Below are 26051 nucleotides of genomic sequence, written 5' to 3'. Positions count from 1 at the left end.
CTAGCTCAGCCCATCTACGTCAAGGCAGAAGGTTAGTTGTGCCACAAAATGGCCAATTGTCCGGTGAATCAAGGACTAGAGGAGAACCCTCTTCTCTTGGGAAGGGGTGGGATCCAACATCACAAACAGAAACGACTCCAGCCCTGCCAGGTAGGTGAGCACCTGCTCCTGAGACGCTTCCAGGTCGATTTGATTGGCTTGGGCTGCTTGCTCGATGAGGCTGGCCACCGCTGTTGGCCCCTGCAACAGGGATCCCAGCCAGGCCATCTGGGCCCCGGGAATGGTTAGGCGCCCACGGCTAGCCCCTGGCCAATTCATAGCAAACTCCTGCTTTTTTTCGTGGGCCTGGGCGAAGTTGTGGCGAAATTCAGCGTTGTCCGCCAAGATGGGGTTGAGCTGTACCCTGCCTCTCAGCCAGTCTTCATCACTCCAGGGCAAGACCAGGGAAGAGCCAGGGTGCTCCGCCCAAAAGTCGATGAGGCAGTGGTTGGGGCAGATCAGCTCGTAGAGGTGGTTTTGCTCGGCGGGAGAGAGCCTGTCCAGCTTCGCCTCTAGCCAAGCCGGCAGGGCTTTGTCTTTAAACAGCAGCGCCGGATCCCAGTCGGCGTAGTCCACGAGGCAAACCAAGCCCAGCTCTGCCTCTTGGAGCATGCGCATCAGGTCTGGGATCAGAAATCCCTTGTCCCCAGGCAAGAGGTAGTTGGCCCGGATGTTGCCGTCGTCGCTGTAGATCTTGGGATCCCAGTGCAGGGCAGCCCGCAGCTCGTCGGAGGCCAGGCTGGCCATAAACTCCCGCACCCGCCGGCAAGCTTCGGGGGTGGGCAGCTCAAACAGGCCCAGCAGCTGGAACGCCTCCTGCATGCGGAAGATCACCTCCCGCTGGTAGGCGTGGTGCAGGTTGGCCCGCAGGATCCCGTTTGGCTTGAGCACTCGCTTGAGGGCCTTTAGCCCAGCCACCGGGTCGTCCAGCAAATAGAGCACATCGTTAAGGCTGATAAAGTCAAACTGCAACCCGAGCCGTTCGACCTCCAACAAGTCTAGGGCGTAGAGCTCCACCTCCCCGAACCCGTGGTAGCGCAGGCGCCGCTCGGCTGCTCGCACTGACTCTGGCGCCAGATCACAGGCCACCAGCCGCGCCCCTGGATTGGCCTCCGCCAAGAGCAAGGTCTCCCAGCCAGAGCCACAGCCGACATTGAGGATGGTGATCCCCTCGCTGGGCAGGATGGCGCGGGTACGGGCGTATTGGGCCGTCGTCCAGCTCAGGCGGTACAGGCTGTCGATGGCGTTGCGGCCTGACGTCTCGAGGGGCACGTTGGGATAGGGCAGTTCCTCGTAGAGTTGCCGCAAAGACTCAGTCGTGCTGCCAGCCATGGGATCCGCTCCTAGGAAGCTGCTTCTTATGCTACTGCCCCAGGAAGGCCGCAATAGCGCCGGCAATGGCCTCATTGCCCCCGCGATCCAGCTCCTCCGGCGCCTGGGGAGGGTGAGGGGGATCCCGCAAGAAGTCCCAGGATCCCTCGAAAAACTCCTCGGCAGAGAGGATGCGATGCCAGCCGTAGCGCCGCAATCCCTCCACCAATAGGGGCGACTCGGCAAACCCAAAGCGGTTGACACAGGCCATGGGCGTGCCACAGCGCAGTGCCTCTGCCAAGGTGCCATAGCCCGGCTTGGACACCACCCAGCGGCAGAGGGGCATCACATCCACTGGCCGCCACACTTGACCGTCTAGGACTCGCAGGTTGGGCAAGGCAGGAGCCTGCTGGTCAAAGGTGAGAAACTGCCAGTCGGGAAAATCCTCCAGCCGCCCGTAGGGCAAGCCCTGCAGCCCCAGCCCGCCAAAGGTCAACAAAACCGTGGGTCGCTCTCGCTCTAGCCCCAGGCGCTGGGCCACCTCCTCTGCCAAGTAGCGCGGATCCGACCCCGTCAGCCCCACTGCCTCTTGGTAGGGAAAGGCGCCCATGGGCTCGGCAAAGGGCAGGCGAAACAGCCGCTGGCACCGCCCGTACAGCTCGCGGATCCAGACCACAAAAGGCTGGAACTGGGGGCCATACTCTTGATAGATAAAGTCCCAGCCGAAGTTGCTCGCCATCCAGCAGGGGATCCTGGCGGCCTGGGCAATTGCTGCAGCCAGCGGCGGCACGTCCGCCAACACCAAGGGTATCCCCTGGGCGCGAATGAACTCCGCTTCTTCCTGAATCAGTGCCTCAGCCCCGGCTTTGAACGTCTTGAGGGCAGCTAACGTAGCCGGCAGATCTGCCTGCAGACCATCGGGCTGCACCACGCCTACATCCAGGGCCCGCTGTCGATGGAGAAACGGCCCCTCCACATAGCGCTCCAGGAGCCAGCGGGGGGCTGGTGTCACCCAAATGGGCAGGACATTGGGATCCCGCCGCCGCAAAGCGTTTACCACCGCCGCCAGGCGAGTGACATGCCCAAACCCATGGGCCGTTGCCGCCACATACAGAGGGACCGGCTTCACTGCCATAGCCTCAGGAAAGAACAGGCTGAGGTCTTTCCCGCCAGGAGACCCAGAGGTTGCTGGCCAAGATGAGAACTAGGCCCAGCACGGAGCCGGGAGCGATCTGCTCCCGCAACAGCACCGCAATCAGCCCCAGCGACAAGAAGGGTGTTACATAGACCCAATTGGCCAGGGATCCCCGCTCGTTCGCTAGCTCCAGCGCCCGCAACCAGAACACAAAAGTCAAGCCCATCTCCGCCAAGCCGATGTAGGCCGCCCAGCCCAGCCCTGCCATTGTCCACCTCAGCTCCTGAAACGGCAACAGCAGCAGACAGTAGCCGCTGCCGAAGAGAAATCCCATGAACAGCTTCAGGAGGGCATCCCGTCCATCCCGCACATTGAGCAGCCAGTAGAGAGCCCAAATAGCGGCGCTGCCCACTGCCAGCACCACTCCCCAGGGATCCTCCACCTGCAAGGTGCCCCAGGATCCCCCCGTGGCCACCAGCACCACCCCCAGCAGGCTTGTTCCCAAGGCCAGCAGTAGCCGCCCGCGCAGGCGCTCCCCCAACAGCGGCACCGCCAAGAGAGCCAACACCAGCGGCCAGGTGTAGTTCAAAGCCAGCGCCGCCTGGGCCGAGAGGCGATCGTAAGCCTGGAAGAGCACCCCGTAGTAGCCAAACGGGTTAAGTAGCCCCTGCAACGCCGACAGGGCAAGCTGGGATCCCTTCTGTTGGGCAACAAGATGCGCCCGCCCTGTTACCACCAGAGCCATCCCCAAGATTAGGCAGGAGCTGCCCGCCGAAAGAATCAGCAAGGCCGTCGGCGCAAGGTGTTGCAAACCAAACTTAAAGGCGCTGGCTGCCGTGGCCCAACCCAAGATGGCTGCCGCCAGATAGGCATAGGCTCGGCGGGGATCCCTGCGCATTAGAAGCTGTCGAGATCTCGATCCTCCGGCTTCGGCTTCGCTTTGGTGGAAAGGCCCAACCGCGGTGCCACCACCCAGGCGTAGAGCAGGTAGCCCAGCCCCGCCACCACCGCCCACCTGAGAAGGGTGACGAACACCCGAAAGACTAGCCCAACCAGCAGGATACAGCCCAGGATGACCAAGACCGGCAGCAGGGGACGCCCCCACGTCCCAACCCAAGCCCAAAGGGCAGCTTTGTCCTGGGACGAGCTCCGCGACCTAGCAGCAGCCGCAGTCGCCTGCTCCAGTTCAAGCTCAAGCTGTTTCAGCCGTTCTTGCTCTGACATAGGGAGCAGTCTCTAGGATCCAGAGCCACCTCCATCTTACGGGCTGCTCCTCACAAAGTCGGGCAACCTAGGCCCGCGCCGAGAGGATCTCTTGGGCCATGGCGCGGAATGGATCCAAAGCTGGGCCGGGGCGACGGTTGGGACGCGGAGCCGGGATCTCGTTGGGCACAAACGGCTTCTCGACCACCACCTTAGGCTTAGCAGGCGCAGCCGTTGGAGCAGGCTTGGAGGAAGCTGCCGGCTGGGTTGAGGCCGGGCGAAAAGGCCCGGTAATAAAATCCACCAGGCCGCCGAAGAGGATGCCAAAGAAGGAAAAAAGACCACCGAACAGCTTTTTGAGAATGCCCATAGCCAATTGCGAAAGTTATGCAACCCAACACTCATTATTGTTGAGGTCAAGCACCTTGGCTATGGGTAAACATTCTTAGGCTCAGGGATCCCCCACCTCTCTGCCAGTGGCGTCAAAGCGCCGTAGGGGTAGGGCCAGCTCCAGCTCCTGCAGCTCCAAGGGTTCCAGCGGTTCCAAGATGACCCGGCTGCGCCCTAGCTCAAAGCTATCGGCTGCTGCCGGATTGACCTTGTAGCCGATATCCGCCATGGCTCCCACCGTGAGGATGCTCAAGGGATTGGGCACGCCCCGGTCGAGACGGCTGGTCATCAGCTCGCGGCCCAAGACACTCTCCCGCCAGTGGGAATCGCGGGATCCCACCCCAAATTGGTTCTCCAGCGGCACAGAAGGGGCATTGCCTCCTAGCGTGGAGAAAGCCTCAACTGCCCGCGGGCCGATAAAGCGGGGGTCATAGCCCGGCGGCGTCGGCTGATCCCGCTCCACCAAGCCCACTGTCAGCCCCTTGGGATTCCAGACACTGGGCAAAAAGCCAAGGGCATGGCCCAGCTCATGCAGGGCGGTGATGGGCAGATCCCCCCGCTCTTCCAAAGCCGAGAGGTTTTGGCTGTTGAACACAACAACGGAGTAGAAAGGCAGGCCATTGGAGGCCCGCACAAAACAGGGAGCGGCTCCCCCTAAAATCCGCTCGTTGCCCAGGTTTCTCGCCCGCACCTCTACCAGCAGATCGTCGATGGGGAAATCAAGAGGGGTGCTGGGAAACCCCGCATCGCACTCGTCGGCCCGGATGGTGGTAGGCGGCAGATCCGGCTGATCCTCGATGATGATCTCCTGCCACCTCAAGGCCGCGCTGCGGACAATGGCTTGTTGGCTGGGAGTGAGGCTGTTGTCGGGGAAACGAACGTCAATGGTGAACTGGGAAACAGGAGCAGCCATTGGCGAAGGCAGAGTTGGAGGAGGAAGGGCTTCTAGGGAAGAGAAACCCCCTCTTCCCCCGCACGCTTTGAGGAGCAGTAGCAGCACAGCCATGAGGAATCCGAGCAGGCGCAGGCTCCAGGTTGGGCGCCCAAGTTGCCGCAGCTGCAGGAAATGCTTCGCCCTCTTCTTTTGAACAACCATAGCTGGGCTGGCCGTCAAAAAGCCTCCGAAACGCTAACATTGGCTGCAGCGCTAGGGATCCTCGGTGTACATCAGCGTCATCATTCCCACCTACAACCGCCTTCCCATCTTGCAGCAGTGTCTGCGAGCCTTGGCGCAACAGCAGCCCGGCCCCTACGACGGCTACGAGGTGGTGGTGGTAGACGACGGCTCCACCGACGGGACGGTGGAATGGCTGCAGAGCCAGCCGCCGGCCTTGCCGCCCCTGAAACTCTTGTGCCAAGAGCACCGCGGCCCTGCTGCAGCTCGCAACCTGGGGTTTCGCCACGCCCAGGGATCCATCATCGTCTTCATCGATAGCGACCTAGTGGTGGTGGAGCACTTCCTGGCCGCCCATGCCCAGATGCTGCGGCGGCATGGGGTTACCGGCAATCCCAACTCGCCCCACGAAGCCAAGGTCTTCACCTACGGGCGGGTCATCAACACCTGCAACTTCCAGGATCCCCGCTCCGAGCCTTTCAAGCTCACCGACTTTTCGGCCGCTTTTTTTGCCACCGGCAATGTGGCTATCGCCCGCCACTGGCTAGAGCAGGTCTGCGAAACCCCTGCCGGCCCCTTCGACGAGCGGTTTCACCTCTATGGCTGGGAAGACCTGGAGCTGGGGGTGAGGCTCAAGCGCCTGGGCTTGCGCCTGGTCAAGTGCCCCCAGGCCACTGGCTACCACTGGCACCCCCCCTTTGAGCTGCAGCAACTTCCAGAGCTCATTGAGCGGGAGCGGCAGCGGGGCCGCATGGGCATCCTTTTCTACCAAAAACACCCCACCTGGGCGGTGCGTTTCATGATCCAGCTAACGCCCCTGCACCAAATCCTTTGGGGCCTGCTGTCGCTGGGGGGCTGGTTGAACGAAAAGCGACTGGAACCGCTGCTGCGCTGGCTAATCCAGAAGGGACAATCCCAACTGGCCCTAGAGCTGTGTCGGATTTTCTTTCTCAACTGGTATAACGTGCAAGCAGTTTATGCCGCTTACAGGGAAATAAAGGCGCGAAACAGCGGCACCCACTTTGCCTGAGCCACCAAGAGCGTCGGGTAGGTCAGCTGGCCATAGTCCTTGCCCACCCTCAAAGGCTGGCCGGGATCCGGGTCAGCCGGGCCCAGAGGCTCCCACACTGCGCCAGCTCCTTTAGCAATAGCCCACACTGCCGCCACATCCCAGATCTTAGGCGAGCGCTCCACCGCGCCCAAAAGGCTGCCGCTAGCCACCAAGAGCAAGTTGTAGGCAGCTCCCCCTAGCATGCGCGCCTTGCAGGGAAATTCTGGGCTAATCCAATGGCCGCTGCGGGAGCAAAAATTAAACAGTTGGTTGGGGCCGGGTGGAGCGGTGCTGGGGCGGATGGGTTGAGGACAAGCAGGATGCCGGTCGTGGCGGGTGAGGAAGGCCCCTGCTGGGGCATCCCCGGGAAACTGGGGCCAATAGCCGTAAAAAGTCTGGCGGATAGGTGGCAAATGGACACAGCCAAACACAGGCAGGCCCCAGTGCAGCAACGCCAGCGAGCTGCCCCAGATGGGGATCCCGTGGGCAAAATTGGTGGTGCCATCGAGGGGATCCACCACCCAGCACCACTCTGTCTCGGGGAAGATGTGGTTTGACTCCTCGCTCAGGTAGCCGTGATCTGGATAAGCAGCGGCAATTGCCTCCTGAAAGGCCCGATCAGCCCACTGGTCGGAAGAGGTTACTAAGCTGCCATCCGCCTTTTCCGTGGAGCGTGCCTGGCCAAAGTCAGCTAAAAGCTGAGAGCCCACCCGGGCTGTCAGCTGGAGGGCAAACTCGGTGACCTCGCGCCAAAAGGAGGAAAGCTCCATGCTCTAATCCTAGCGGCAGCCTAAGTAGCCCAGGATCAGCCAGATCCTCTCTTCCCCGACCGCCTTCAGCTCCAAGCCGACTAGAATCGCTGACAGGTCTGCCGCAACCGGCCTTCCTCCTCCATGAACCCGCAACTGATTGGACAACTGATTGGCAACCGCTACCGGCTGATCCGACCCATCAGTGAGGGGGGGTATGGCCAGGTGTTCGAGGCAGTGGATACCCAGCTTGGCAACGAGGTGGTAGCTGTCAAGTTGCTGCGCCCGCCGCCGCCGGACATGGGGCCGGAGTACTACCAGCAACTGCAGCAGCGTTTCCTGGACGAGGCAAGGGTAAGTGCTTTGCTGGGGGAGCACCCCAACATTGTGCAGGTACGCTCCTACGGCCTGTACCAAAACCAGCCCTACCTGGTGATGGAGTACCTAAACGCCAAGCCCTACACGGGCCAAGGTTTGGACTCCGTGCTGGCGCAAGAGGGCCCTCTGCCTCCTGAGCGGGTGGTGAACTTGGCCTTGCAAATTTGCTCAGCCTTGCACCATGCCCACAACTTCCACATGGATCTAGGCAAACACTCCATTCGCGGCGTTATCCACCGCGACATCAAGCCGAGCAATATCTTCGTGCAAAAGGGTCCTGACGGCAAGGAGCGGGTCAAAATCCTCGACTTCGGCATTTCCAAGCTCATGGGAGAAGCCTCTCGCCGCTTGACGCAGACGGGCTATTTTCTGGGCACGATGGTCTACGCCTCCCCGGAGCAAATGCGAGGAGAAAAACTAGATGCCCGCTCCGACATCTACTCCCTGGGGGTGGTGCTGTACGAGTTACTCACTGGCAAGCTTCCCTTCGAGCCCGACACCGATACCTTGCAGGGCTGGTACCACGTCCATAACTTTCAGCAGCCCCGTCCCCTGCGAGACCATCCCCTGCCTCACCCTATCCCCGAGGCGCTGGAAAAGGTGGTGCTGCGTTGTTTGGAGAAAGACCCTGCCCTTCGCCCCGCCACTATGGAAGAGCTGGCTCAAGAGCTCCAGGCTGTCTATTCTCCGCGGCAAGAGGAGACCCCTCCCCGGCGTATCCCCGCGGGCTTTGGCGGGCAAGGGACTCCACAGGCTCCCTCCAGCTCGGAGGCAGATGAGAAAAAGCTGCAGCAAGCCGTGCATTGGATCGAGGCAGGCGAGTACAAGAAGGCCGTCCGCCTCCTCAGCGAGCTAATCCAGAAGACTCCCAACGACGCCCGCTACTATCTCTACCGCGGCCTGGCTCACCAACGGCAAGGCCATTGGGGTCTTGCCCAGATGGACTACCAAGGGGTGCTGCGGCTGGAACCGGGCAATCCCTTTGCAGAACAGGGGCTACGCGAGGTCGAGCAGCAGGTGGGTTCTGACCACAGACCTACCCTGTTTCCTACAGCTACACCTCGGCGGGGCAGAAGGTTGGCCTGGGCTTGGCTTTTGGCCAATGGGGCAGCAGCTGGCGGCGGCTACCTAGGGTTGGCGGCTTTGGCTCCGCTGCTGGTTCCTTTCGGATCCCTCCAAGGGGCGGTGGTTGGGGCTGGTCTTGGCCTGATGACGGGGCTACTGCAGTGGGCAGTGCTGCGGCGGCAGGTCTCTTGGCGGTGGGTGGCGGCTACGCTGCTGGCTACAGCTGTGGGTTGGCTGGCAACAGATCTCCTAGCTCCTCAGGTGGAGGGGGTGATCCCTGTCTTGGATCCGAACGATCCCTGGATCCAGAGGATCCTCCCAGCGATGGCTAGCCCCCTACGCGGCTTGCTGGTGGGTCTTGGCGTCGGTGGGCTGCAAGGGATCCTACTGGCTCGACAGGGGAAAGTTGCCTGGGCCTGGCTCTTAGCAGCAGGGGCAGAAGGGGGAGGAGCGGCTCTGCTCATGGGCTTGCTGTTGGCTAGCTCTGCTGGGAACCCCTGGTTGCTGCTCCTTGCAGGTCTTTTGGCCTCTACCCGTCCCCTTAGCGCTCTTGTGCTTTTGTATTGGTGCCGCAGGTAGTAAAGACTCCAAAACAGCAAGAAAGCCCTCTCTTGAGGGCCTCCTTAGGGATACTGTTTGCGCCGTTTTACCGTTGTTTTCGACCTGGAAAATCCACGATAGGACATCGGGGATGATATTGATAGTTTCCAAACCAAGTTTGGCTTACTACTCTCACATCCACACCCGTCCTAATTGCCAAAGGGTATCGATCGCAAAAACATAACGGCAGTCACCAACGCCTCAGTATCCTCTGGCCATCTTACCCCATTCCCCTGCGGGATCTGTCAAGGGCCTAGCAAGAAGTCCCTCTTCGGATCCCTTGCTCTGTGGCTTTTTGGGGTACGGTAGGGGCATGCGGGTCAGGTAGCTCCCGTAAAGGGGAGAATCTCTGCGTGCATCCGTTTTGGAATGTCCCTATTGAAACGTCCTTCTAGCCATGCTGGGTTCTCTGTTGGACAACATCTACGGCGCCTGGTTCCTGCCAGAACGTACCTTTCGCTTGCTGCGGCAACAGCCTGTCCTCTGGCAGGCGTTTGGGGTGGTAGCGCTGCTTAACCTCCTCGAGGCCATTCGCCGCTTCGGGTTCAACCTGCCGAGCCTAGTACTGGCAGTCCTGGCGGGATTCCTGGGCTGGGTGAGCTTGGCAGCTTTGTTGCAGGGCCTGGCCTTTTGTTTTGGGCGGGCTGCCCCCTCCTTTGCGGCCCTGCTTTGCCTGACGGGTTTTGCCGGCCTGCCCTGGCTTCTGCTGGGGCCTGCCCAAGCTTTGGGCGGGGTTGCCGGATCCCTGTTGGGCTTGGTGGCCCTGGTGTGGTTTGGGGTTTGGCAGGTGCGGGCGGCGGCGGTGGCCCTGGATCTAGAGTGGTGGCGTTTGGTAGGCCTGATCCCGATGGCCTTTCTGGGAGGGATCCTTTCCCTGAACTGGTTGACCAGTGGCCTCTTGGCCTTGGCCTCTCTGGGCTAGAGGTTAGCTGGGTACTCGTTGCAGCTCTGGTCTTTCCTCGGGGAGGATAGCGCCCTCTACGGGGCAAACCTGGAGACAGATGCCACAGTCAATGCAAGCAGCAAAGTCGATCCAGAAGTAGTCGGTGCCTTTGGCATTTTTGCCGTTCCCAGGGTGAATACAGGCAACCGGGCAAGCCTCCACGCAGTCGGCAACGCCTTCGCAAACGTCAGTAACAATGGTGTGCGGCATGGATCCCTCCCGCGGACACTTCTTAGTCCTGTTGGCCAAGGCAGCAAGCCCCAAGTCTGTTCGCCCTCTGCCCCTGCATGGCGGATGGCTTTGTCATTCTAGGCGAAAACGAGCGTAAATTCTTGGGGAGCCACCGCCAAAGAGCGCACCCGCAACTGCTAGCGAAGGCGGGGAGAGAGGGTGGAAGTTTGGGCTAAGCTTTCCCTGAGGGAATCCAAATCAAACGGGAGCGGCAGCCATGCGGTGCTCGTGGCCCCTGGCGCTAGGCCTAGGTTGGGTGCTCGCCTGGTCGAGTGCTAGCCTACCCACCTGGTCCCAAGGTGTGCAACAGCAAGCCTCGCTGGCCTGGACTGAAGCCTACGTGGCAGCGCTGGAGCGCCAAACAGACCTGGTGCTGACCCGGGAGCCACTGTCAGCCCCTCTCACCCGCCTGGAATTGGCCCGGTGGTTAACCGAATTTTTCGGCTACGTGCCCAACCCCAAGCAGGTGCAAGAGATTCGCGACCTTGAGCCTAACACCCCTGACTATTGGACGGCGCAGGCGGTGCTACAGGCAGGGGCCATGCGTCTTTACGAAGGCAACGAGTTCCGCCCCCAAGGGGATCTCACCCGCCTAGAAGCTCTAGCCATCCTGGTGCGGGCCTTGCGATTGCCTGCTCCCAGCCAGGCTGACATCGAGCGCTGGATGGCTCTGTACACCGACGCTGCTGAGGTGCCAGAGGTGGGGCGAGCTCTTGTGGCTATGGCAGGGGAAGCGGGCCTATTGGTGAATGTGCCGGATCCCGCCAAGCTGCGGCCCAACCGGATCCTCAGCCGTGGTGAAGGAGCAGTGCTGCTGCACCAGGCGCTGGTACATCGCGGAAAGCTGCCGCCTCTGCCGCCTCCAGTAGCCCAACTGCGTCCTTCCCCGGCGCCAGTGGCCAAAAGCGTTCAGCCTGAAATCTTGCAAACACGAGTCATTCCTGAAGCGGGAGTGGTGCTGCCAGGGCAAACCCTGACGGTCGAGGCCCAGGGCACCCCCAACGGCAAGGCCAGCGTGGATATCGGCGACCTGGTGCGGGGCTTGCCCATGGAGGAGGTGCAGCCTGGCTACTACCGCGCCGTTTACACCCTTGGCCCCCAAGACAGCGCCCTTAGCCCCGACATCCGCATTCAACTTAGCCTCAACGGGCTGGAGACCCGTGTTCAGCGGCGGCTCCCCCAGTTGGCCTTGGGCAAGGTCGCTCCCCCGAGAGTAGAGCCACTGTTCCCTTCTTCAACCCCTCTGCCCCAGCCGGCCCCTGCCCCTCCTACCCCCCTGGCCGCCAGCCACGGCCCTCGCATCACGGCCATTCGCCTGCATCCCCAGCGCGACCTAGTGGAAGGAGATATCCTCACCATCGCCATCTGGGGGGACTCAGGGGGAGTGGCCCAATTTGACCTGGGCAACCTGGCCCTAAACCAGCCAATGCGGGAGGTGCGGCCTCACCACTACGAGGGCACCTACGTGGTGGCTCCCACCCACCAGGCCACCAATCCCACCTTGCGGGTTGTGCTTACCAAAGACGGCCTCAGCCAGGAGTACCGGGAGATCTTTCCTTTCTCAATCGATGGATCCAAAGGAACCCGCCCCACCATTCAGCCGGCTTCTGGGCCTGTGGTCGCCGGGCCGCCTCGGATTTTCAGCGTTACCACCAACAGCACCAACCTGCGCAGGGGCGAGATCCTCAGAGTAACAATGCAAGGGGATCCCGGAGGGCGGGCCGCTTTTCGTATTGTCGGGGTAACTCCCGAGGTAGAGATGCGGGAGGTGGCACCGGGCCTCTATGAAACTCAGCAGCAACTGCCCTCCAACATGCAGCCAGTTGACAACGGCATCATCGAGGTAATCTTGGAGCGGGGTGGGCAAAGGGCCATCCAAACCAGCCCCTCGCCTATTACCATTGCTCCTTGACCTACGCGGTCTCTCCAGGGCTGCCCCCTGTGGAAGGGGCCAACTAAAAGCATGATTTCTGACGCAGGGGGCTCTGGTACACCTTTGCCGCTTTTCCAACCAACACCCCATAGACCTTGGGGCTACAAAGTCAAGGATGGCGTGTCCCATCGGGGAGAATTGTGCCCGTCAAATCTTTGAACCATCCCCATCCAAGATTGAGCCTGGCACCTGCTAGGTTGGCTTCCCTAAGCTGAGTGCCCAGCAGCTTGGCCCAGCTCAGGTCGGCCCCACTTAGGTTGGCTTGGCTCAAATTAGCCTCGTCCAAATCAGCCCCAATGAGCTGAGCTCTGCTCAGGTTGGCCCCAGTGAGGTTGGCACCTCTTAGGTTGGCGCCTCTCAGGTCGGCCCCAGCCAGGTTAGCTTCTTGCAGATGGGCTCCGCGCAGGTCGGCATCGCGCAGATCGGCCCTGCTTAGGTCGGCCCCAATTAGGTTAGCGTCGCGCAGGTCGGTTCCATATAGGTTGGCTTCACCCAGGCTAGCTCTGCTCAGGTTGCTCCCGCTCAAGTTGGCCCCGCTCAGGTCAGCTCCGCTTAGGTTCTTCAGGCCGGCCTGACTGTTGACGATTTCCCAGACTAACCGCCACTTGGGGTCTAGCTGGGTTGTCTCAGAAACAACTGACCTCCTTAGGCCAGCTCTGTCCAAGTCAGCCTCCCTTAGGTTGGCCCCGCTTAAGTTAGCCCCGCTCAGCTTGGCCCCCCTTAGGTTGGCTCCCCATAGGTAGGTTCCGCTCAGGTTGGCCTCACTCAAGTCTGCTCTGCTCAGATTGGCCTCGCTTAGGTTGGCCTCGCTCAAGTCTGCTCTGCTCAGATTGGCCTCGCTTAGGTTGGCCTTGGTCAGGTCAGCTCCGCTCAGGTCAGCCTTGCTCAGGTCGGCTCCACTTAGGTTCTTCAGGTTAGCCTGACCGTTGACGATTTCCCAGACTAGCCGCCACTTGGGGTCTAGCTGAGTCGTTTCAGAAATAACCGACCCCCTCAGCTTGGCCCACCTCAGGTTGGCTCCCCTCAAGTCGGCCTCACTCAGGTTGGCTCCACTCAGGTTGGCCCAGGTTAGTTTAGCTCTGCTCAGGTTGGCCTTGCTCAGGTTGGCCCCCCTCAGGTCGGCACCGCTCAGGTTGGCTCTGCTCAGGTCGGCCCCCCTCAAATTAGCCCACCGGAAGTCTCGCTCGCTAGCGCCATACTTCGCTCGAATATCTCCAACCTGTCGCAGGGGGATCTGGTACGCCTTTGCCACCTGTACAAGCCAGGGATCCCCCGAGTTCAGAAGCGTTTCCCAAGCAACAAACTTTACTTCCCAATCTTTATCTTCGTGCAGGGCTTTGATGAGAAGCTGCGCCCCTTCTTCTCCATGGTGGAGAGCCTCTTTAAGGGCCTCGATGCGGACCTGGGGATCCGGACTGGCCAGGGCTTGTCGAATAGCCACCAGGTTACCCAAGGCTCGATCCAATCCGCCAGGCCCTTGTCCGCCCGAAACAGTATTGAAGTTTTCCGCCACCGTACTGCCTCCTGGCTAGACGTTAGCTTGGCCTCAACAGCCACATGCTGCCTCGTGAGAGTACGTCAGCCCCCTCAAAAGCAGGGATTCTTTCAAGCACTCTGGGCCGATAGAGACGAGCACTTAGTGGAGCCGAGCCCAGATAGATCCCACCCAGCCGCCATGGAAGTGAAATCCACACCCACAAATTTTTGCCGTAATCAGCAGACCCTCCAACTGTCGCCAATTCCAACAGTCTGAGTAGAGCCAAGTCTTGAGTCTACTTGTGCAGAATGTACTCCCTGGCTAGACGGCTACCTCAAAGGGATCGGCGCTGGGCTGGATCTGGGTGGATAGTTTGGGAATTACCTGCAGCTTGAACTGTTGCTCGAAGACCTTTTTCTTCTCGTTCAAGCTCCACAGCTCTAGGGCGCAGTCGTCGTTGGGATGCTTGGGATCCAAAATTAGCTCCATGCGGCGGGGGCCCTCTCCCAAAAGCTGGAAACGGCAGTGCACCGCTTGGATGGCCTGCAGGCGGCGGCGATCAAGAGCACAGGCTATGCGCAGCAAGGGGCTAAGTTCCAGTACCACTTGGCGATCCCGCTCGTTGGTGAGGCGCTGGAAGTTCTCGTGCTTCTTCTTGGGGGGCGACTTACGGTGGTAGCGGGCTAGGTTGGCAATCACCTCCACCTCTTCCTCGTTGAAGCCCAAGAGTTCCCCGTGGCGGATGAGGTAGTAGGAGTGTTTATGGTGGGCGGCATGGCTGATGAAGTGGCCGCAGTTGTGCAGCATGGCCGCCGCCCAGAGGAGAGCTCGCTCCCGGGATCCCCAGCCGTGCAAGATGCCACGGGTTTGATCGAAAAGGCTGAGGGCAAATTCTGCCACCCGCTCGGCATAGGGGATCTCGACCTGGTATTTCTCTGCCAACTTGAGAACGCTACGCCGCCGCACCGAGCTGTGGTAGCGCAGCCGATCTTCAATTAACCCTTGGCTGATCATCCAATCCACGATCAGCCCTTCCCGCAAGGCCCGCTCGCAAAACTGGATCTGCTCCACCCCCAGCAGGGTCATCACTTCCTCCAAAATGACCGCCCCAGCTAGGATAATCTCTCCCCGCCTTTCCCCTAGGCCAGCTAGCTTTTGCCGCTCGGCCACGGTGAGGGAGCGCAGCTCCTTGATGTAGCCGCGCAGGGCTTCCAGGCTAAACCTGTACCCGTGCAGGCGAGTGGGGGGATCGCCCAGGCGGCGGCGGGCATCCAACTGGGCCAGGCACTCCACGGTGCCGGAGGTGCCCACCAAGGCCAGGGATCCCGCCTGGGGGGACGACTCGACAATGCGCCGCATCTGCTCGATGGGAGCTTCCAACATGCCGCGAATATGCTGCCGCAGCGCCTGCAGCTCACCAGCCGTAGGCGGGTCGTGGTGCAGGAAAGCTTGGGTCAGGCGCACCGCTCCCACCTTGATGCTGCGCAGAAACTCCGGCTCTTGGCCGTTGCCCAAAATCAGCTCAGTGGAGCCGCCGCCGATATCCACCACCGCGTGCAGCCGGTTGTGGAACTCCATGGCCGAGAGCACGCCCAGGTAGATGCGGCGGGCTTCCTCCTGCCCTGAGATGAGCTCCACCCGCAGGCCCAGCTCCCGCTCAATCCGCTTCAAAAACTCCGGCCCATTGGGGGCTTCGCGCACGGCACTGGTGGCCACCGCAACAATATCCTGCACCTGAAAGCTTTCGGCAATGCGGCAAAACCGCTCCAGAGCCGTCCGCGCCCGTTCCATGGCAACAGGCGTAAGGGCGCCTGTCTGGCTGCAAAACTCCCCCAGGCGGACGGTGGCTTTTTCGCGGGAGATGATGGTGAAGCTGGGGATGTGGGGGTTGATGCGCACCACCACCATATGCAGAGAGTTGCTGCCCACATCAATGGCGGCGATGACGGGGGCAACTCCCGCGTCTGCAATGGAGAGCGGCTTCAGTTCAGAGGCGGCAGAGTGTGTAGCGAGGTTGGCAGGCGAGAGGCTCATGAAGCGAAGGTAGGGGTGGCAACACTTCTAGAATACTGTGCGCTTTTGCCCCTTTTTCTTGGTCAACCGCTGGCTTTAAGGGCATCTCAGCCAGCCAGCTGTTGGTTGTCCTCCTTGGGGCTGCCCTTGCCTCAGCCTAAGATTAAGTACGAAGTTGTTACCGCGGGTTCCGATGTCTCGACCAGCCGAATCGCCTCAACAGGCCAGTAGTCCTCTCAAGCTGCTGCGCACTCAGGAGTCTCCCAAGCTGGAGCGCATTCGCCATACCACCTCCCATGTGATGGCTATGGCGGTGCAGAGGCTGTTTCCCAAGGCGAAGGTAGCCATCGGCCCGACAACCGACTACGGCTTCTACTACGATTTCGACCACCCCGAGCCCTTCACGCCGGAAGATCTGGAGCGCATCAAAAAGGAGATGCAGGCCATTATCAAAAAAGGCTTGCCGGTGATCCGCGAGGAGGTGACTCGAGAAGAAGCTAGACGCCGCATCGAGGCTCTTGGCGAACCTTACAAATTGGAGATCCTTGAGAGCATCCCCGAAGGCGAGCCCATCACCATCTACCACCTGGGGGACGAGTGGTGGGATCTCTGTGCTGGCCCCCATGTGGAAAACACCAACGAGCTCAACCCCAAGGCTTTTGACCTGCTCAGCGTGGCCGGCGCCTACTGGCGGGGAGACGCAACCAAACCTCAGCTACAGCGCATCTACGGCACGGCCTGGGAGACGCCGGAGGAGCTAAAGGAATACAAGCGGCGGCTGGAAGAGGCCAAGCAGCGGGATCACCGCAAGCTGGGCAGGGAGCTGGGGCTATTTATCTTTTCCGACGAGGTGGGACCGGGCTTGCCCCTTTGGACTCCCAAGGGAACCCTTCTGCGCTGGGTGCTGGAGGATTTTCTCAAGCAAGAGCAGCTCAAGCGGGGCTACTTGCCAGTGGTCACCCCCCACATTGCCCGCGTGGATTTGTTCAAGATCTCCGGCCACTGGCAAAAGTATCGGGAAGACATGTTTCCCCTGATGGCAGAAAGCGAGGAAGCGCGGGCGGCAGAGCAAGGCTTTGTCATGAAGCCGATGAACTGTCCTTTTCACATCCAGATCTACAAATCGGAGCTGCGATCCTACCGCGACTTGCCGCTGCGCTATGCCGAATTCGGCACTGTCTATCGCTACGAACAGTCGGGGGAACTGGGGGGCCTGACCCGCGTTCGCGGCTTTACGGTGGACGACGCCCATCTCTTTGTCCGGCCCGATCAGTTGGAGGAGGAGTTTCTCAATGTTGTGGATCTAATTCTGGTAGTCTTCGACAAGCTCAAACTCAAGAATTTCCGTGCCCGCCTTAGCTTTCGCGATCCCAAGTCTGACAAGTATCTGGGATCGCCGGAAGAATGGGACATGGCTGAAAATGCCATTCGCCGTGCTGTGGAAAAGTTGTCGATGCCCTATTTTGAAGGGATCGGGGAGGCAGCTTTCTACGGGCCGAAGCTGGACTTTATCTTCCGCGACGCGCTGGATCGGGAGTGGCAGTTGGGCACGGTGCAAGTAGACTACCAAAACCCGCAGCGCTTTGATTTGTACTACATAGCTGAAGACGGATCCCGGCAGCGGCCGGTAATGATCCACCGCGCTCCCTTTGGCTCGCTGGAGCGGCTCATCGGGATCCTCATTGAAGAGTATGCGGGGGATTTTCCCTTTTGGCTTGCGCCGGAACAGGTGCGCATTTTGCCCGTTTCCGACCAATACCTGGGCTATGCCATCCAGGTGCGGGATCAGCTGCGGGAGCACGGGATCCGCGTCCACATCGATGCCGACAGCGAGCGCCTGCCCAAAAAGATCCGCAATGCCGAGAAGGCCAAGATCCCCTTCATGCTTATTGTGGGAGAACAAGAACAGGCAACCGGCACGGTAAGCGTGCGGCAGCGCCACGGAAAAGACCTGGGATCCCTGACAGTGGCTGAGTTCCTGGCTAAGGCGCAAGCGCTTGAGTAGAACCTGCCTGGGAATGGCTTCTTGCGGCTGCTGCAGCCGCCCGTTCCTGGGCCAGGGCCGCCCGCCGTTGTTCTAGATCATGGGGAGAGATGCGTCCATAGGTCACGCTCATCTCGGCCAGCCGCTGGGCCAGCTCTGGGCGCAGCATCTCCTCGCGGTAGCGCCAGGCCCAGTTGTTTTCGGCTCTGCCGGGAAAGTTCATGCGCGCCTCTGCCCCCAAGCCCATTACGTCCTGGAGGGGAATAATGGCCAGATCGGCCACGGAAGCAAGGGCCAGGCGAATGAGATCCCAGTGGATGCCAGCGGATCCCTGGCAGCCCAGGTAGCGCAGCAGGTTCTGCTTCTCCCACTCCGGGCGATCCGGATCCTCAAACCAACCCACTATGGTGTTGTTGTCGTGGGTGCCCGTGTAGACGACGAAGTTGCGCTCGTAGCTGTGGGGCAGGTGTGGGTTGTCGGGGCCGGCGCCAAAGGCAAATAGCAGGACCTTCATGCCGGGCAGGCTGAATTGATCCCGCAGTTGCACCACCTCTGGCGTAATCTCTCCTCCTAGATCTTCGGCAATGATTGGAATTTCCCCCAGCTTGTCGGCCAACGCCTGAAAGAAATCCGCTCCCGGTCCCTTTTGCCACTCGCCTTCCACCGCCGTTTCTGCCTTGCTGGGAATAGCCCAGTAGCTCTCGAAGCCGCGGAAGTGGTCAATGCGCACATAGTCCACCTGCTTGAGGATGGCCTGGATGCGCCGGATCCACCAGTCGTAGCCGCGAGCCTTAAGCACCTCCCAGTTGTAGAGGGGGTTGCCCCAGCGTTGCCCAGTGGGGCTGAAGTAATCGGGGGGGACGCCGGCTACCCATAGGGGCCGCCCCTCTTCATCGAGCTGAAACAGCTCCCGGTTGGCCCACACGTCAGCACTGTCGGCGGCAACATAGATGGGTACATCGCCAATGAGCTGCACTTGATGCTGGTGGGCATACTCCCTTAGGGATCTCCACTGCTGGGCAAACAGATACTGCCAAAACATCTGGCGGGTGACTGCGTCGGCGTAGCGGTCGCGGGCCTCCTGGAGAGCAAGGGGATCCCGCTGGGCTAGGGCTGGAGGCCACTGAGTCCACTCTTGCTCGCCATACACCTCTTTGAGAGCCATGAAGAGAGCGTAGTCCGGTAGCCAATCCGCCTCCTCGGCACAGTAGGCGTGAAAGGCTTCCCAGTCAGCAGCGCTAGCCTTTTCCTTGAAGGTGGCCCAGGCCCGCTGCAAAAGACCCAGCTTGAAGGGGATGACAATCCCGTAGTCCACCCGCTCAGCATCCCCCGCCTGGATGGCTGGCCACTGGGGCAGATCCTCCCAGGCGTTGGCCTCCAGCCAGCCAGCTTCGACCAGTAGCTCCGGGCTAATCAGCAGCGGGTTGCCGGCAATGGCAGAAAAGCTCATGTAAGGGGAGTTGCCCCAGCCAGTGGGCCCCAGAGGCAGCACCTGCCAGAGGCGCTGGCCGCTTTCTACCAGAAAATCCACAAACCGATAAGCGGCCGGCCCCAGGTCGCCAATGCCAAAGGATCCCGGCAGCGAAGTGGGGTGCAAGAGGATCCCACTGAGTCTGCCCCTGCGCATGGCTGTGCCTTTTTGCCCAAAAGGTATTCCACCGCCTATGCTGTCACTTTTGCAGCTTGATGGAAAGTCCCCGCACGCCCAAGCTAGCTCCTCAAGCCTTGACCGACAGCCCGGTGGCAAGCCCGCACCTCTTCGAGAGTAAACAGGCGGCGAAAGGGAATCCCCATCTGGCAAAAGCGAGCTTCTGCCCCTTCCTGCCGGTCGACTAAGGCGAGGATTCCTTCTGCCCGATAGCCTGCCGCGCGTACCCGCTCTACAACCTTGAGGGCAGAGCCACCCGTAGTGACGACATCCTCCAAGATCCACACTCGACTCTCGGCTGGCAGTTCTGGCCCCTCGATCCAGGCCTGGGTGCCATGAGCCTTGGGCTCTTTGCGGACAATCAGGGCTGCTAGGTTAGCCGGCTGGGCATGAAGAGAAGCCAAGCTCACTGCCGTCACCAGGGGATCTGCCCCCAGCGTCATCCCGGCAACCGCCGCTGTTTCAGGGGGCAATAGCCGATGGAGCAAGGATCCAGCCAGGTAGGCCCCCTGGGGGTGGAGGGTGACCGGCTTGCAGTTGATGTAGTAGGAGCTCTGCCGCCCGGACGTGAGGGTAAAGGATCCCTCGCGGTAGGCCAGCTGTGCCAGCAAATAGAGCAATTTCTCCCGCGCCTCAGCCGGGGAAAGGTTTAAGGGGGAACACTCCAGTAACAACACAGCAGGGATCCAAGTTTTTCCACTGCACTCGTTGCAACGATAGCCGAAGATGGCAGCCCAACAAAGAAGCCCGATCCAATCTGGAAGGGCAGGTACTTTTACCAACGGAAGGAAAGGAGTAGAGTAGAACAGCAGAGTCTCTCAACTACGAGGATCCCATGACGCGAGGCTTTGGACCCTTTGGCAAGATTCAGGAAGCCCTCAAAAAAGCTCAAGAGGTGCGCGACGGCGCCCAAAAGCTGCAAAAAGAGCTAGAAGAAATGGAAATTGTTGGCGAGGCCGGCAATGGCTTGGTGAAGGTGACGGTCAACGGCAACCAGGAGCCCCTTAAGGTGTCCATAGATCCCCAAGTCCTCCAGGAGCCAGTGGATGTGGTGGAGGACTTGCTGCTGACGGCAATGGTGAATGCCTACACCCAGTCGGCTGAGACGATGCGCAAACGCATGGAGGAACTGACGGCAAATATCAGCCTGCCGGGGCTGGGCTAATCCTGTGTACACTCGCCCTTTGGCTCGCCTAATCGAGGAGCTGCAGCGCCTGCCCGGCATTGGCTCCAAAACCGCTCAGCGGCTCGCCTTGCACTTGCTCAACAGGCCTGCCCACGAGGTCGAGGCCCTGGCCCAAGCCCTGCTGGAAGCCAAGCAAACCGTTAAGCACTGCTCCATCTGCTTTAACTGGTCGGCAGAGGATCCCTGCGAGATCTGCCGCTCCCCCCAGCGGGACCGCCTGCTCTGGTGCGTGGTGGCCGATGTCAGGGATCTCATCGCCGTAGAGCGAACGCGCGAGTTTAAGGGTCTCTACCACGTATTGGGGGGCTTGATCTCGCCCATGAATGGGATCGGGGCTGAGCAGTTGCGCATCCGCGAACTGGTGGCACGGGTGGCGCGGGAGAAGCCCCAGGAGCTCATTTTTGCCCTCAGCCCCAGTGTAGAGGGGGAGGTCACCATGCATGTGGTTAAAGATTACCTGAAGCCGGTTGCTCCCAACCTGCGCATGACTCGTCTAGCTTTTGGCCTGCCCATGGGATCGGAGTTGGAGTATGCCGACGAGGTTACCCTGGCCCGAGCCTTGGAAGCGCGGCAGGAGCTGTAGCAGCAGGCTGCCGGAAGGACGGGCTGGGGAGCTAGTCGGTGAAGCCCAGGATCCAAACTCTCCTAGATAGGATCAGAGCTGGCAAGGCGTTCCGGGAGGCGGGTGGTGGCGCTAAACACTCTGCCCAAATAGCCGCAAGTAGCTCTCTAGCCCCTCAGCCAAGAGGGGCCTTGCCAAGTTAGCCAGCAGGGATCCCACCTCTAGCCTGGAGGTGCTCTTGGCAAGCCTTAGAGGAACTGATGGCTCTCTGGCTGCAGCACTACCTCATTGGGCACGGCATTGGCCGGCAGGGTGAGGACAAAGCGAATGGCCTCGGCAGCCGTGGCAGGGTTGAGCATTTTGTCCCGCTGCACCTTGAGGCTGATGGGATCCCAGAAGGGGGAGTCGATGCCGCCAAAGTAAAACAGAGTAAAGCGTACCCCAAAGCGCTTCAGCTCGTCAGCCATGCACTTGGTAAAACCGACCACGCCAAACTTGGCAGCACAGTAGGCAGAGGCCATGGCCATGGGGTGGCGACCCAGAATGCCGGGGAAGTTGAGAATATGGCCAGACTTCTGCTCCCGCATGGCGTTGGCCACCAGTTGGCTGGTGTAGAAGCTGCCCTTGAGGTTGACCGCCAGCATCTGCTCCAGGTCAGCGGGGGTAATTTGCGGGGCAGGTTTGAGGATGCCGGCGCCGGCGAGGTTGATTAGCACATCGATCCGCCCGTGCCTCTGCAGCGTTTGGGTCACCAGCGCCTCGACCTGGGCGTAGTCGGTTACATCTGTGGGGATCCCCACTCCAGAAGCAGCCCCGAGGGCTACTGCTTTCTCGGCCAAGGTGGCTAGGGGCCCTTCTCGCCGCGCCGCCAGCACTAGATGGGCTCCGGCCTGGGCCAAGAGAGGCACAAGGGCACTGCCAATTCCCCCTGTGGCCCCTGTAATGAGAACAACCGCCTGGGACAATGAGGAAGACACGTTACGTTTTTTAAACTCTTCCTCTCATCATACCCAGGGAGTGGCCTTGAGGGACGATCCAGAGAGTTAAACGCGACGCAGCCGCAGTCGTTGCACCCATTCTTCCCCGAAGCGCAGCCAGTCTGCCATTTTTTCTGGACTCACCTGTTGGTCGTCCCGCCAAACAATAAGCTGCGGCCCGGATCCCTCAGCGCAACAAGGAGGATGCTGCTCCAAGAAGCTAAGAAACCTAGGATGGAAGCGCAGGCGAATCTTGGCCTCATCTTCTCCGCGCAAAAGGTAGCGGCGAGAAAACTTGGGATGGTTCTCGAAATTGATATCCTGCATGCCAAAAGCTTTAGCAACGTCGTGGAACAAGGGAACTTCTGGGTGCAGCCGAAAATGAGGTAGCCGTAGGTCTTCGCAATAGGCCCAGAAAACAGACTGGCAATGAGTGCCGCGACTCTTGCCCCAGACAATCCTGCGACTCTTGCCCCTGCCGCTGGGGTACCTATACTGATAGTCAAAGGCACCGATCTCAGTTCCATCGATTAGCCGCTTGGACATTGAGTTGTAGAAACGTCGATCGTAGCCTTGTTCAAATAGTTTAAAGCCTGCCTGAAGCAAGCGGGAGCGGATCCCTTCGGGTAGCTCTGCTGAAAACGACATGCCCAGGCTCCTGGCCACCTGCTCCAAAGCTTCCCGACGCTTCTTCTCTAGATAGTCAGCTAGCTTCTCTAGATAGACAACAAGCGCCAGAAGGCCTAAGAGAATAAGGACCCAAATAATAAGAGCTATAAGCCATCCCATCCAAACCCCCCCTGAGTCTGTAAACTTCAGCACCCCCACCCAGAGTACCAGAGCAGGCACAAAAAAGGGATCCCTCCAGCAAGAAGGGATCCCGTTCAAAAGCCTTGGTCAAGAACTAATGCTTTAGATGAAAACCTCGATTAGGCGTCGAAATAGAGGGCAAACTCGTAGGGGTGAGGCCGCAGGTTAATGGGGTTGATCTCGTTGTCGATCTTGTACTCGATGTAGGTCTCGATGAGATCCTCAGTGAAGACGCCCCCCTCCAACAAGAAGTCGTGATCCTTCTGCAGGCTTTCCAGAGCATCCAGCAGGGATCCGGGCGTGGAGGGGATCTTGGCTAGCTCCTCCGGCTCTAGATCGTAGATGTCTTTGTCGAGAGGCTCGCCGGGGTGGATCTTGTTCTTGATCCCGTCCAAGCCAGCCATCAGCATAGCCGAGAAGGCAAGGTAAGGGTTGCAGGTGGCATCTGGGCAGCGAAACTCCAGCCGCTTGGCCTTGGGGTTTTTGCCCGTTACCGGAATCCGAATGGCTGCGGAGCGGTTGCCCTGCGAGTAGGCCAAGTTTACCGGCGCCTCAAACCCAGGCACCAGGCGCTTGTAGGAGTTGGTGGTGGGGTTGGTGAAAGCCAGAAGGGCTGGTGCATGCTTGAGGAGGCCGCCGATGTAGTAGAGAGCTATCTCGCTGAGATCCGCGTAGTTGCCTTCTTGGTAGAAGAGGGGCTGGCCGTCTTTCCAGAGAGACTGGTGCGTGTGCATGCCGCTGCCGTTGTCGTTGAAGAGGGGCTTGGGCATGAACGTCACCGTCTTGCCGTGCTTGCGAGCCACGTTCCGGATCACGTACTTGTAAATCATCATGTAGTCGGCAGAGGTGAGCAGGTCGGCAAAGCGGTAGCCCAGCTCTCCTTGCCCGCCAGTGGCCACCTCGTGGTGGTGCTTTTCGATGGGCACCCCCAACTTGGCCATGGTTAGCAACATCTCGGTGCGGAGGTCTTGGTGGGCATCGGTGGGCGGCACAGGGAAATAGCCTTCTTTGTAGCGCGGCTTGTAGCCCAGGTTGCCCCCTTTCTCCTCCCGGCCTGAGTTCCAGCGGCCCTCAATGGAATCGACGAAGTAGTAGCCGGCGTTCTGAGTTTGGTCAAACCGTACATCTTCAAAGATGAAAAACTCTGCCTCGGGCCCAAAGTAAGCCGTATCGGCAATGCCTGTCGATTGCAGGTAAGCCACAGCCCGCATGGCCAGGCTCCGGGGACAACGGCTGTAGGGCTGGCCGGTGCGGGGTTCAATGATGTTACAGATGAGGCTGAGGGTGGGCACTTGGAAAAAGGGGTCGATCCAGGCCGTTTTGGGGTCTGGCACCATGTACATGTCTGACTCGTTGATGGATTTCCAGCCCCGGATGCTGGAGCCATCAAAGGGCAGCCCTTCGCTAAAAGCTTGCTCCGTCAGCATTGAAGAGTGGAAGGAGACATGCTGCCAGGTGCCAAAGAGATCCACAAACTTGAGATCCACCATCTGGATATTGTTGTCGTGGATCATTTGGAGCACTTCTTGTGGGGTGGATGCCATGCCTTTCTCCTAACTTGACTTGGGTTGCGGTTGAAACTAAGACAGGCCGAAAGCGCTCACCCATCCTAGAAAGGCCAACACCAGCTTTTTGTATCTTCTGATACAAAGATGACCTGGTTCCAGCCTTCCCTTCGTCAAAGAGCAGCTCACCGGCAATCCGCGGGAGAACGAAAATGAAACTGACAAGCCCTGGCCTCCTTGAGGCTGCGGAATCGTGTTAGGCTAAAGCGTAGTCATTACGAGTTTGACTTGATAGTCCCGTTGCGGAAGGGGAGATAGAGCAATGACAAACCAAGGTCGGGTTGAGAATGTGGTCATTATTGGCTCGGGGCCTGCTGGGTTGACCGCAGCCATTTACGCTGGGCGTGCCAACCTGAAGCCGGTCGTGTTCGAGGGGTTTCAAGTGGGCGGGATCCCGGGTGGGCAACTGATGACCACCACCGAGGTGGAAAACTTTCCGGGCTTTCCCGAGGGCATCAGCGGTCCCCAACTGATGAAGAACATGCGCGCTCAAGCAGAGCGGTGGGGGGCAGAGCTTTACCCCGAGGATGTTACCTCTGTGGACCTCAGCCAGCGGCCGTTTGTGGTTCGCTCCGACGAACGGGAAGTGCGCACCCACAGCCTCATTATTGCCACCGGGGCTACGGCCAAGCGCCTGCACCTGCCGGGGGAGGAGATCTACTGGAACCGGGGCATGTCGGCCTGTGCTGTCTGCGATGGGGCCATGCCCATGTTTAGGGGAGTGGAACTGGTGGTGATTGGCGGTGGCGATACCGCCTGTGAGGAGGCCACCTACCTAACTAAGTTTGGATCCCATGTCCACATGCTGGTGCGCAGTGGCAAGATGCGGGCCAGCAAGGCCATGCAAGACCGGGTGCTCAACCACCCCAAGATTACGGTGCACTGGCACACGGAGGCGGTAGAGGTTCTGGGCGACGGCCAGCGCCTGACGGGCGTGAGGGTGCGCAACAACCAGACCGGCGAGCTGCGGGAGATGGCGGTAGGGGGGGTATTCTACGCCATTGGCCACAAACCCAACACGGACTTGTTCAAGGGGCAGCTGGAGCTGGATGAAGCTGGCTACATTGTCACCCGCCCCGGTTCTGTAGCCACCAGTGTGGAGGGGGTATTTGCCGCTGGGGACGTGCAGGATCACGAGTTTCGTCAGGCCATCACCGCTGCCGGCACCGGCTGTATGGCAGCCATGCTGGCGGAGCGCTGGCTCTCGGAGCGAGGTCTAGCTCAGGAATATCCCGTTGTCCCGCCGAGCCAGCCGGAACTTGCTTCTGCTATCGAGGTAGAGCCTGCGGGAGGCTCCGCTGTCGAGGAGGCCAGTTTTGAGCAGGAGGTGCAAGAGGACCTCGACTTCAACCAAACTTGCCATGAAGGGGGCTATGCCCTGCGGCGGCTTTACCATGAGAGCAATCGCCTGCTGATGGTCAAGTACACGGCTCCCACCTGTACCCCTTGCCATGCCCTCAAGCCAATCCTGAACAAGGTCATCGAAGAGTTTGCCGACAAGCTGCACGTGGTGGAGATCGATATCGAGAAGGAGCCGGAGATTGCCGAGGCCGGCGGGGTAACCTGTACGCCAACGGTGCAGTTTTTCAAAAACAAGGAGCTGGTGGCCCAGGTGGTGGGCGTCAAGCCCAAGTCCCACTACCGCGAGGTGATCCAGGCCAACTTGTCCGAATCAGCCTAGTCTACC

General features: G+C 60.1%; 23 protein-coding genes and 1 other RNA gene. 8 read left to right on the top strand and 16 right to left on the bottom strand.

All coding sequences use genetic code 11. From position 1 onward, the window contains the following. Window positions 1–75: 75 nt before the first annotated feature. From NW812_RS00795 to NW812_RS00770, 6 genes are all read right to left on the bottom strand, one after another. Window positions 76–1371, bottom strand: coding sequence for a class I SAM-dependent methyltransferase (locus NW812_RS00795; RefSeq protein ID WP_414393188.1), 1296 nt, complete (start codon window positions 1369–1371; stop codon window positions 76–78). A 31-nt stretch (window positions 1372–1402) separates the two neighbouring features. Beyond that, window positions 1403–2485 carry a glycosyl transferase gene (locus NW812_RS00790; protein ID WP_414393187.1) on the bottom strand — a complete coding sequence of 361 codons (1083 nt, stop codon included), beginning with the start codon at window positions 2483–2485 and terminating at the stop codon, window positions 1403–1405. 4 nt (window positions 2486–2489) lie between these two features. Beyond that, complete coding sequence (locus tag NW812_RS00785; RefSeq protein ID WP_414393185.1) at window positions 2490–3383, bottom strand: DMT family transporter; 894 nt, start codon at window positions 3381–3383, stop codon at window positions 2490–2492. Further along, window positions 3383–3709 (bottom strand): hypothetical protein, encoded by a 327-nt coding sequence (locus NW812_RS00780; RefSeq protein ID WP_414393183.1) that lies wholly within the window; start codon window positions 3707–3709, stop codon window positions 3383–3385. The genes NW812_RS00785 and NW812_RS00780 overlap by 1 nt, the downstream gene beginning before the upstream one ends. Window positions 3710–3776: 67 nt before the next feature. Beyond that, window positions 3777–4058 carry a hypothetical protein gene (locus NW812_RS00775; RefSeq protein WP_414393181.1) on the bottom strand — a complete coding sequence of 94 codons (282 nt, stop codon included), beginning with the start codon at window positions 4056–4058 and terminating at the stop codon, window positions 3777–3779. 81 nt (window positions 4059–4139) lie between these two features. Next, window positions 4140–4991: a leishmanolysin-related zinc metalloendopeptidase gene (locus NW812_RS00770; RefSeq protein WP_414393180.1), complete on the bottom strand. Its 852-nt coding sequence runs from the start codon at window positions 4989–4991 to the stop codon at window positions 4140–4142. 247 nt (window positions 4992–5238) lie between these two features. Between NW812_RS00770 and NW812_RS00765 the strand changes: the two genes are divergently transcribed. Further along, complete coding sequence (locus NW812_RS00765) at window positions 5239–6222, top strand: glycosyltransferase family 2 protein (protein ID WP_414393178.1); 984 nt, start codon at window positions 5239–5241, stop codon at window positions 6220–6222. Here the strand turns inward: NW812_RS00765 and NW812_RS00760 are convergent. Beyond that, window positions 6177–7013, bottom strand: coding sequence for an inositol monophosphatase family protein (locus tag NW812_RS00760; protein ID WP_414393176.1), 837 nt, complete (start codon window positions 7011–7013; stop codon window positions 6177–6179). The genes NW812_RS00765 and NW812_RS00760 overlap by 46 nt on opposite strands. Window positions 7014–7136: 123 nt before the next feature. Between NW812_RS00760 and NW812_RS00755 the strand changes: the two genes are divergently transcribed. Next, window positions 7137–9014 (top strand): protein kinase domain-containing protein, encoded by a 1878-nt coding sequence (locus tag NW812_RS00755; RefSeq protein ID WP_414393174.1) that lies wholly within the window; start codon window positions 7137–7139, stop codon window positions 9012–9014. A 46-nt stretch (window positions 9015–9060) separates the two neighbouring features. Here the strand turns inward: NW812_RS00755 and ssrS are convergent. Next, a non-coding RNA gene (ssrS, locus tag NW812_RS00750) (6S RNA) lies at window positions 9061–9246 on the bottom strand. 186 nt (window positions 9247–9432) lie between these two features. Between ssrS and NW812_RS00745 the strand changes: the two genes are divergently transcribed. After that, window positions 9433–9957, top strand: a complete 525-nt coding sequence (locus NW812_RS00745) for a hypothetical protein (protein WP_414393172.1) — start codon at window positions 9433–9435, stop codon at window positions 9955–9957. Window positions 9958–9960: 3 nt separating this feature from the next. Here NW812_RS00745 and NW812_RS00740 read toward each other — a convergent pair whose 3' ends face one another. Beyond that, window positions 9961–10188, bottom strand: coding sequence for an indolepyruvate ferredoxin oxidoreductase subunit alpha (locus NW812_RS00740; RefSeq protein ID WP_414393171.1), 228 nt, complete (start codon window positions 10186–10188; stop codon window positions 9961–9963). Window positions 10189–10510: 322 nt separating this feature from the next. Between NW812_RS00740 and NW812_RS00735 the strand changes: the two genes are divergently transcribed. Next, window positions 10511–12121, top strand: a complete 1611-nt coding sequence (locus NW812_RS00735) for an S-layer homology domain-containing protein (RefSeq protein WP_414393169.1) — start codon at window positions 10511–10513, stop codon at window positions 12119–12121. Window positions 12122–12251: 130 nt separating this feature from the next. Here NW812_RS00735 and NW812_RS00730 read toward each other — a convergent pair whose 3' ends face one another. Further along, window positions 12252–13655, bottom strand: coding sequence for a pentapeptide repeat-containing protein (locus tag NW812_RS00730; protein ID WP_414393167.1), 1404 nt, complete (start codon window positions 13653–13655; stop codon window positions 12252–12254). 285 nt (window positions 13656–13940) lie between these two features. Next, on the bottom strand, window positions 13941–15653 hold the full coding sequence (locus tag NW812_RS00725) for an HD domain-containing protein (protein ID WP_414393165.1): 1713 nt from the start codon (window positions 15651–15653) through the stop codon (window positions 13941–13943). 172 nt (window positions 15654–15825) lie between these two features. Between NW812_RS00725 and thrS the strand changes: the two genes are divergently transcribed. Then, window positions 15826–17637, top strand: coding sequence for a threonine--tRNA ligase (thrS, locus tag NW812_RS00720; RefSeq protein WP_414393164.1), 1812 nt, complete (start codon window positions 15826–15828; stop codon window positions 17635–17637). Here thrS and malQ read toward each other — a convergent pair. Continuing rightward, window positions 17615–19243, bottom strand: a complete 1629-nt coding sequence (gene malQ, locus NW812_RS00715; protein ID WP_414393162.1) for a 4-alpha-glucanotransferase — start codon at window positions 19241–19243, stop codon at window positions 17615–17617. The genes thrS and malQ overlap by 23 nt on opposite strands. Before the next feature lie 83 nt (window positions 19244–19326). Then, entirely contained in the window at window positions 19327–19941 is a 615-nt protein-coding gene (gene pyrE, locus NW812_RS00710; RefSeq protein ID WP_414393160.1) for an orotate phosphoribosyltransferase, read from the bottom strand. 158 nt (window positions 19942–20099) lie between these two features. Here pyrE and NW812_RS00705 point away from each other — a divergent pair, with 158 nt between their 5' ends. Further along, on the top strand, window positions 20100–20429 hold the full coding sequence (locus NW812_RS00705; protein WP_414393158.1) for a YbaB/EbfC family nucleoid-associated protein: 330 nt from the start codon (window positions 20100–20102) through the stop codon (window positions 20427–20429). A gap of 4 nt (window positions 20430–20433) precedes the next feature. Further along, a complete protein-coding gene (gene recR / locus NW812_RS00700) occupies window positions 20434–21033 on the top strand; it encodes a recombination mediator RecR (protein ID WP_414393157.1) in 600 nt (199 codons plus the stop codon). Window positions 21034–21260: 227 nt separating this feature from the next. On the opposite strand, the gene NW812_RS00695 is transcribed toward recR, so the two are convergent. From NW812_RS00695 to glnA, 3 genes are all read right to left on the bottom strand, one after another. After that, window positions 21261–21989 (bottom strand): SDR family oxidoreductase, encoded by a 729-nt coding sequence (locus NW812_RS00695; RefSeq protein ID WP_414393155.1) that lies wholly within the window; start codon window positions 21987–21989, stop codon window positions 21261–21263. A 66-nt stretch (window positions 21990–22055) separates the two neighbouring features. After that, the gene (locus NW812_RS00690; protein WP_414393153.1) at window positions 22056–22637 is read right to left on the bottom strand and encodes a hypothetical protein; all 582 of its coding nucleotides are present in this window, start codon (window positions 22635–22637) and stop codon (window positions 22056–22058) included. Between the two features lie 281 nt (window positions 22638–22918). After that, complete coding sequence (gene glnA / locus NW812_RS00685; RefSeq protein ID WP_414393151.1) at window positions 22919–24343, bottom strand: type I glutamate--ammonia ligase; 1425 nt, start codon at window positions 24341–24343, stop codon at window positions 22919–22921. 283 nt (window positions 24344–24626) lie between these two features. Here glnA and trxB point away from each other — a divergent pair, with 283 nt between their 5' ends. Continuing rightward, entirely contained in the window at window positions 24627–26045 is a 1419-nt protein-coding gene (trxB, locus tag NW812_RS00680; RefSeq protein WP_414393149.1) for a thioredoxin-disulfide reductase, read from the top strand. The last annotated feature ends 6 nt before the right edge of the window (window positions 26046–26051 follow it).

This window comes from Synechococcus sp. O70.2 (assembly GCF_047462135.1).
Taxonomy (GTDB): domain Bacteria; phylum Cyanobacteriota; class Cyanobacteriia; order Thermostichales; family Thermostichaceae; genus Thermostichus.
This window is presented reverse-complemented; position numbering and strand designations above follow the sequence as displayed.

Bases quoted from the DNA above. Each gene is read 5' to 3' on its own strand.
- NW812_RS00795 (WP_414393188.1), bottom strand. From the start codon at position 1,371: ATGGCTGGCAGCACGACTGAGTCTTTGCGGCAACTCTACGAGGAACTG.
- NW812_RS00790 (WP_414393187.1), bottom strand. From the start codon at position 2,485: ATGGCAGTGAAGCCGGTCCCTCTGTATGTGGCGGCAACGGCCCATGGG.
- NW812_RS00785 (WP_414393185.1), bottom strand. From the start codon at position 3,383: ATGCGCAGGGATCCCCGCCGAGCCTATGCCTATCTGGCGGCAGCCATC.
- NW812_RS00780 (WP_414393183.1), bottom strand. From the start codon at position 3,709: ATGTCAGAGCAAGAACGGCTGAAACAGCTTGAGCTTGAACTGGAGCAG.
- NW812_RS00775 (WP_414393181.1), bottom strand. From the start codon at position 4,058: ATGGGCATTCTCAAAAAGCTGTTCGGTGGTCTTTTTTCCTTCTTTGGC.
- NW812_RS00770 (WP_414393180.1), bottom strand. From the start codon at position 4,991: ATGGCTGCTCCTGTTTCCCAGTTCACCATTGACGTTCGTTTCCCCGAC.
- NW812_RS00760 (WP_414393176.1), bottom strand. From the start codon at position 7,013: ATGGAGCTTTCCTCCTTTTGGCGCGAGGTCACCGAGTTTGCCCTCCAG.
- NW812_RS00755 (WP_414393174.1), top strand. From the start codon at position 7,137: ATGAACCCGCAACTGATTGGACAACTGATTGGCAACCGCTACCGGCTG.
- NW812_RS00745 (WP_414393172.1), top strand. From the start codon at position 9,433: ATGCTGGGTTCTCTGTTGGACAACATCTACGGCGCCTGGTTCCTGCCA.
- NW812_RS00740 (WP_414393171.1), bottom strand. From the start codon at position 10,188: ATGCCGCACACCATTGTTACTGACGTTTGCGAAGGCGTTGCCGACTGC.
- NW812_RS00725 (WP_414393165.1), bottom strand. From the start codon at position 15,653: ATGAGCCTCTCGCCTGCCAACCTCGCTACACACTCTGCCGCCTCTGAA.
- thrS (WP_414393164.1), top strand. From the start codon at position 15,826: ATGTCTCGACCAGCCGAATCGCCTCAACAGGCCAGTAGTCCTCTCAAG.
- malQ (WP_414393162.1), bottom strand. From the start codon at position 19,243: ATGCGCAGGGGCAGACTCAGTGGGATCCTCTTGCACCCCACTTCGCTG.
- NW812_RS00705 (WP_414393158.1), top strand. From the start codon at position 20,100: ATGACGCGAGGCTTTGGACCCTTTGGCAAGATTCAGGAAGCCCTCAAA.
- NW812_RS00690 (WP_414393153.1), bottom strand. From the start codon at position 22,637: ATGTCGTTTTCAGCAGAGCTACCCGAAGGGATCCGCTCCCGCTTGCTT.
- glnA (WP_414393151.1), bottom strand. From the start codon at position 24,343: ATGGCATCCACCCCACAAGAAGTGCTCCAAATGATCCACGACAACAAT.
- trxB (WP_414393149.1), top strand. From the start codon at position 24,627: ATGACAAACCAAGGTCGGGTTGAGAATGTGGTCATTATTGGCTCGGGG.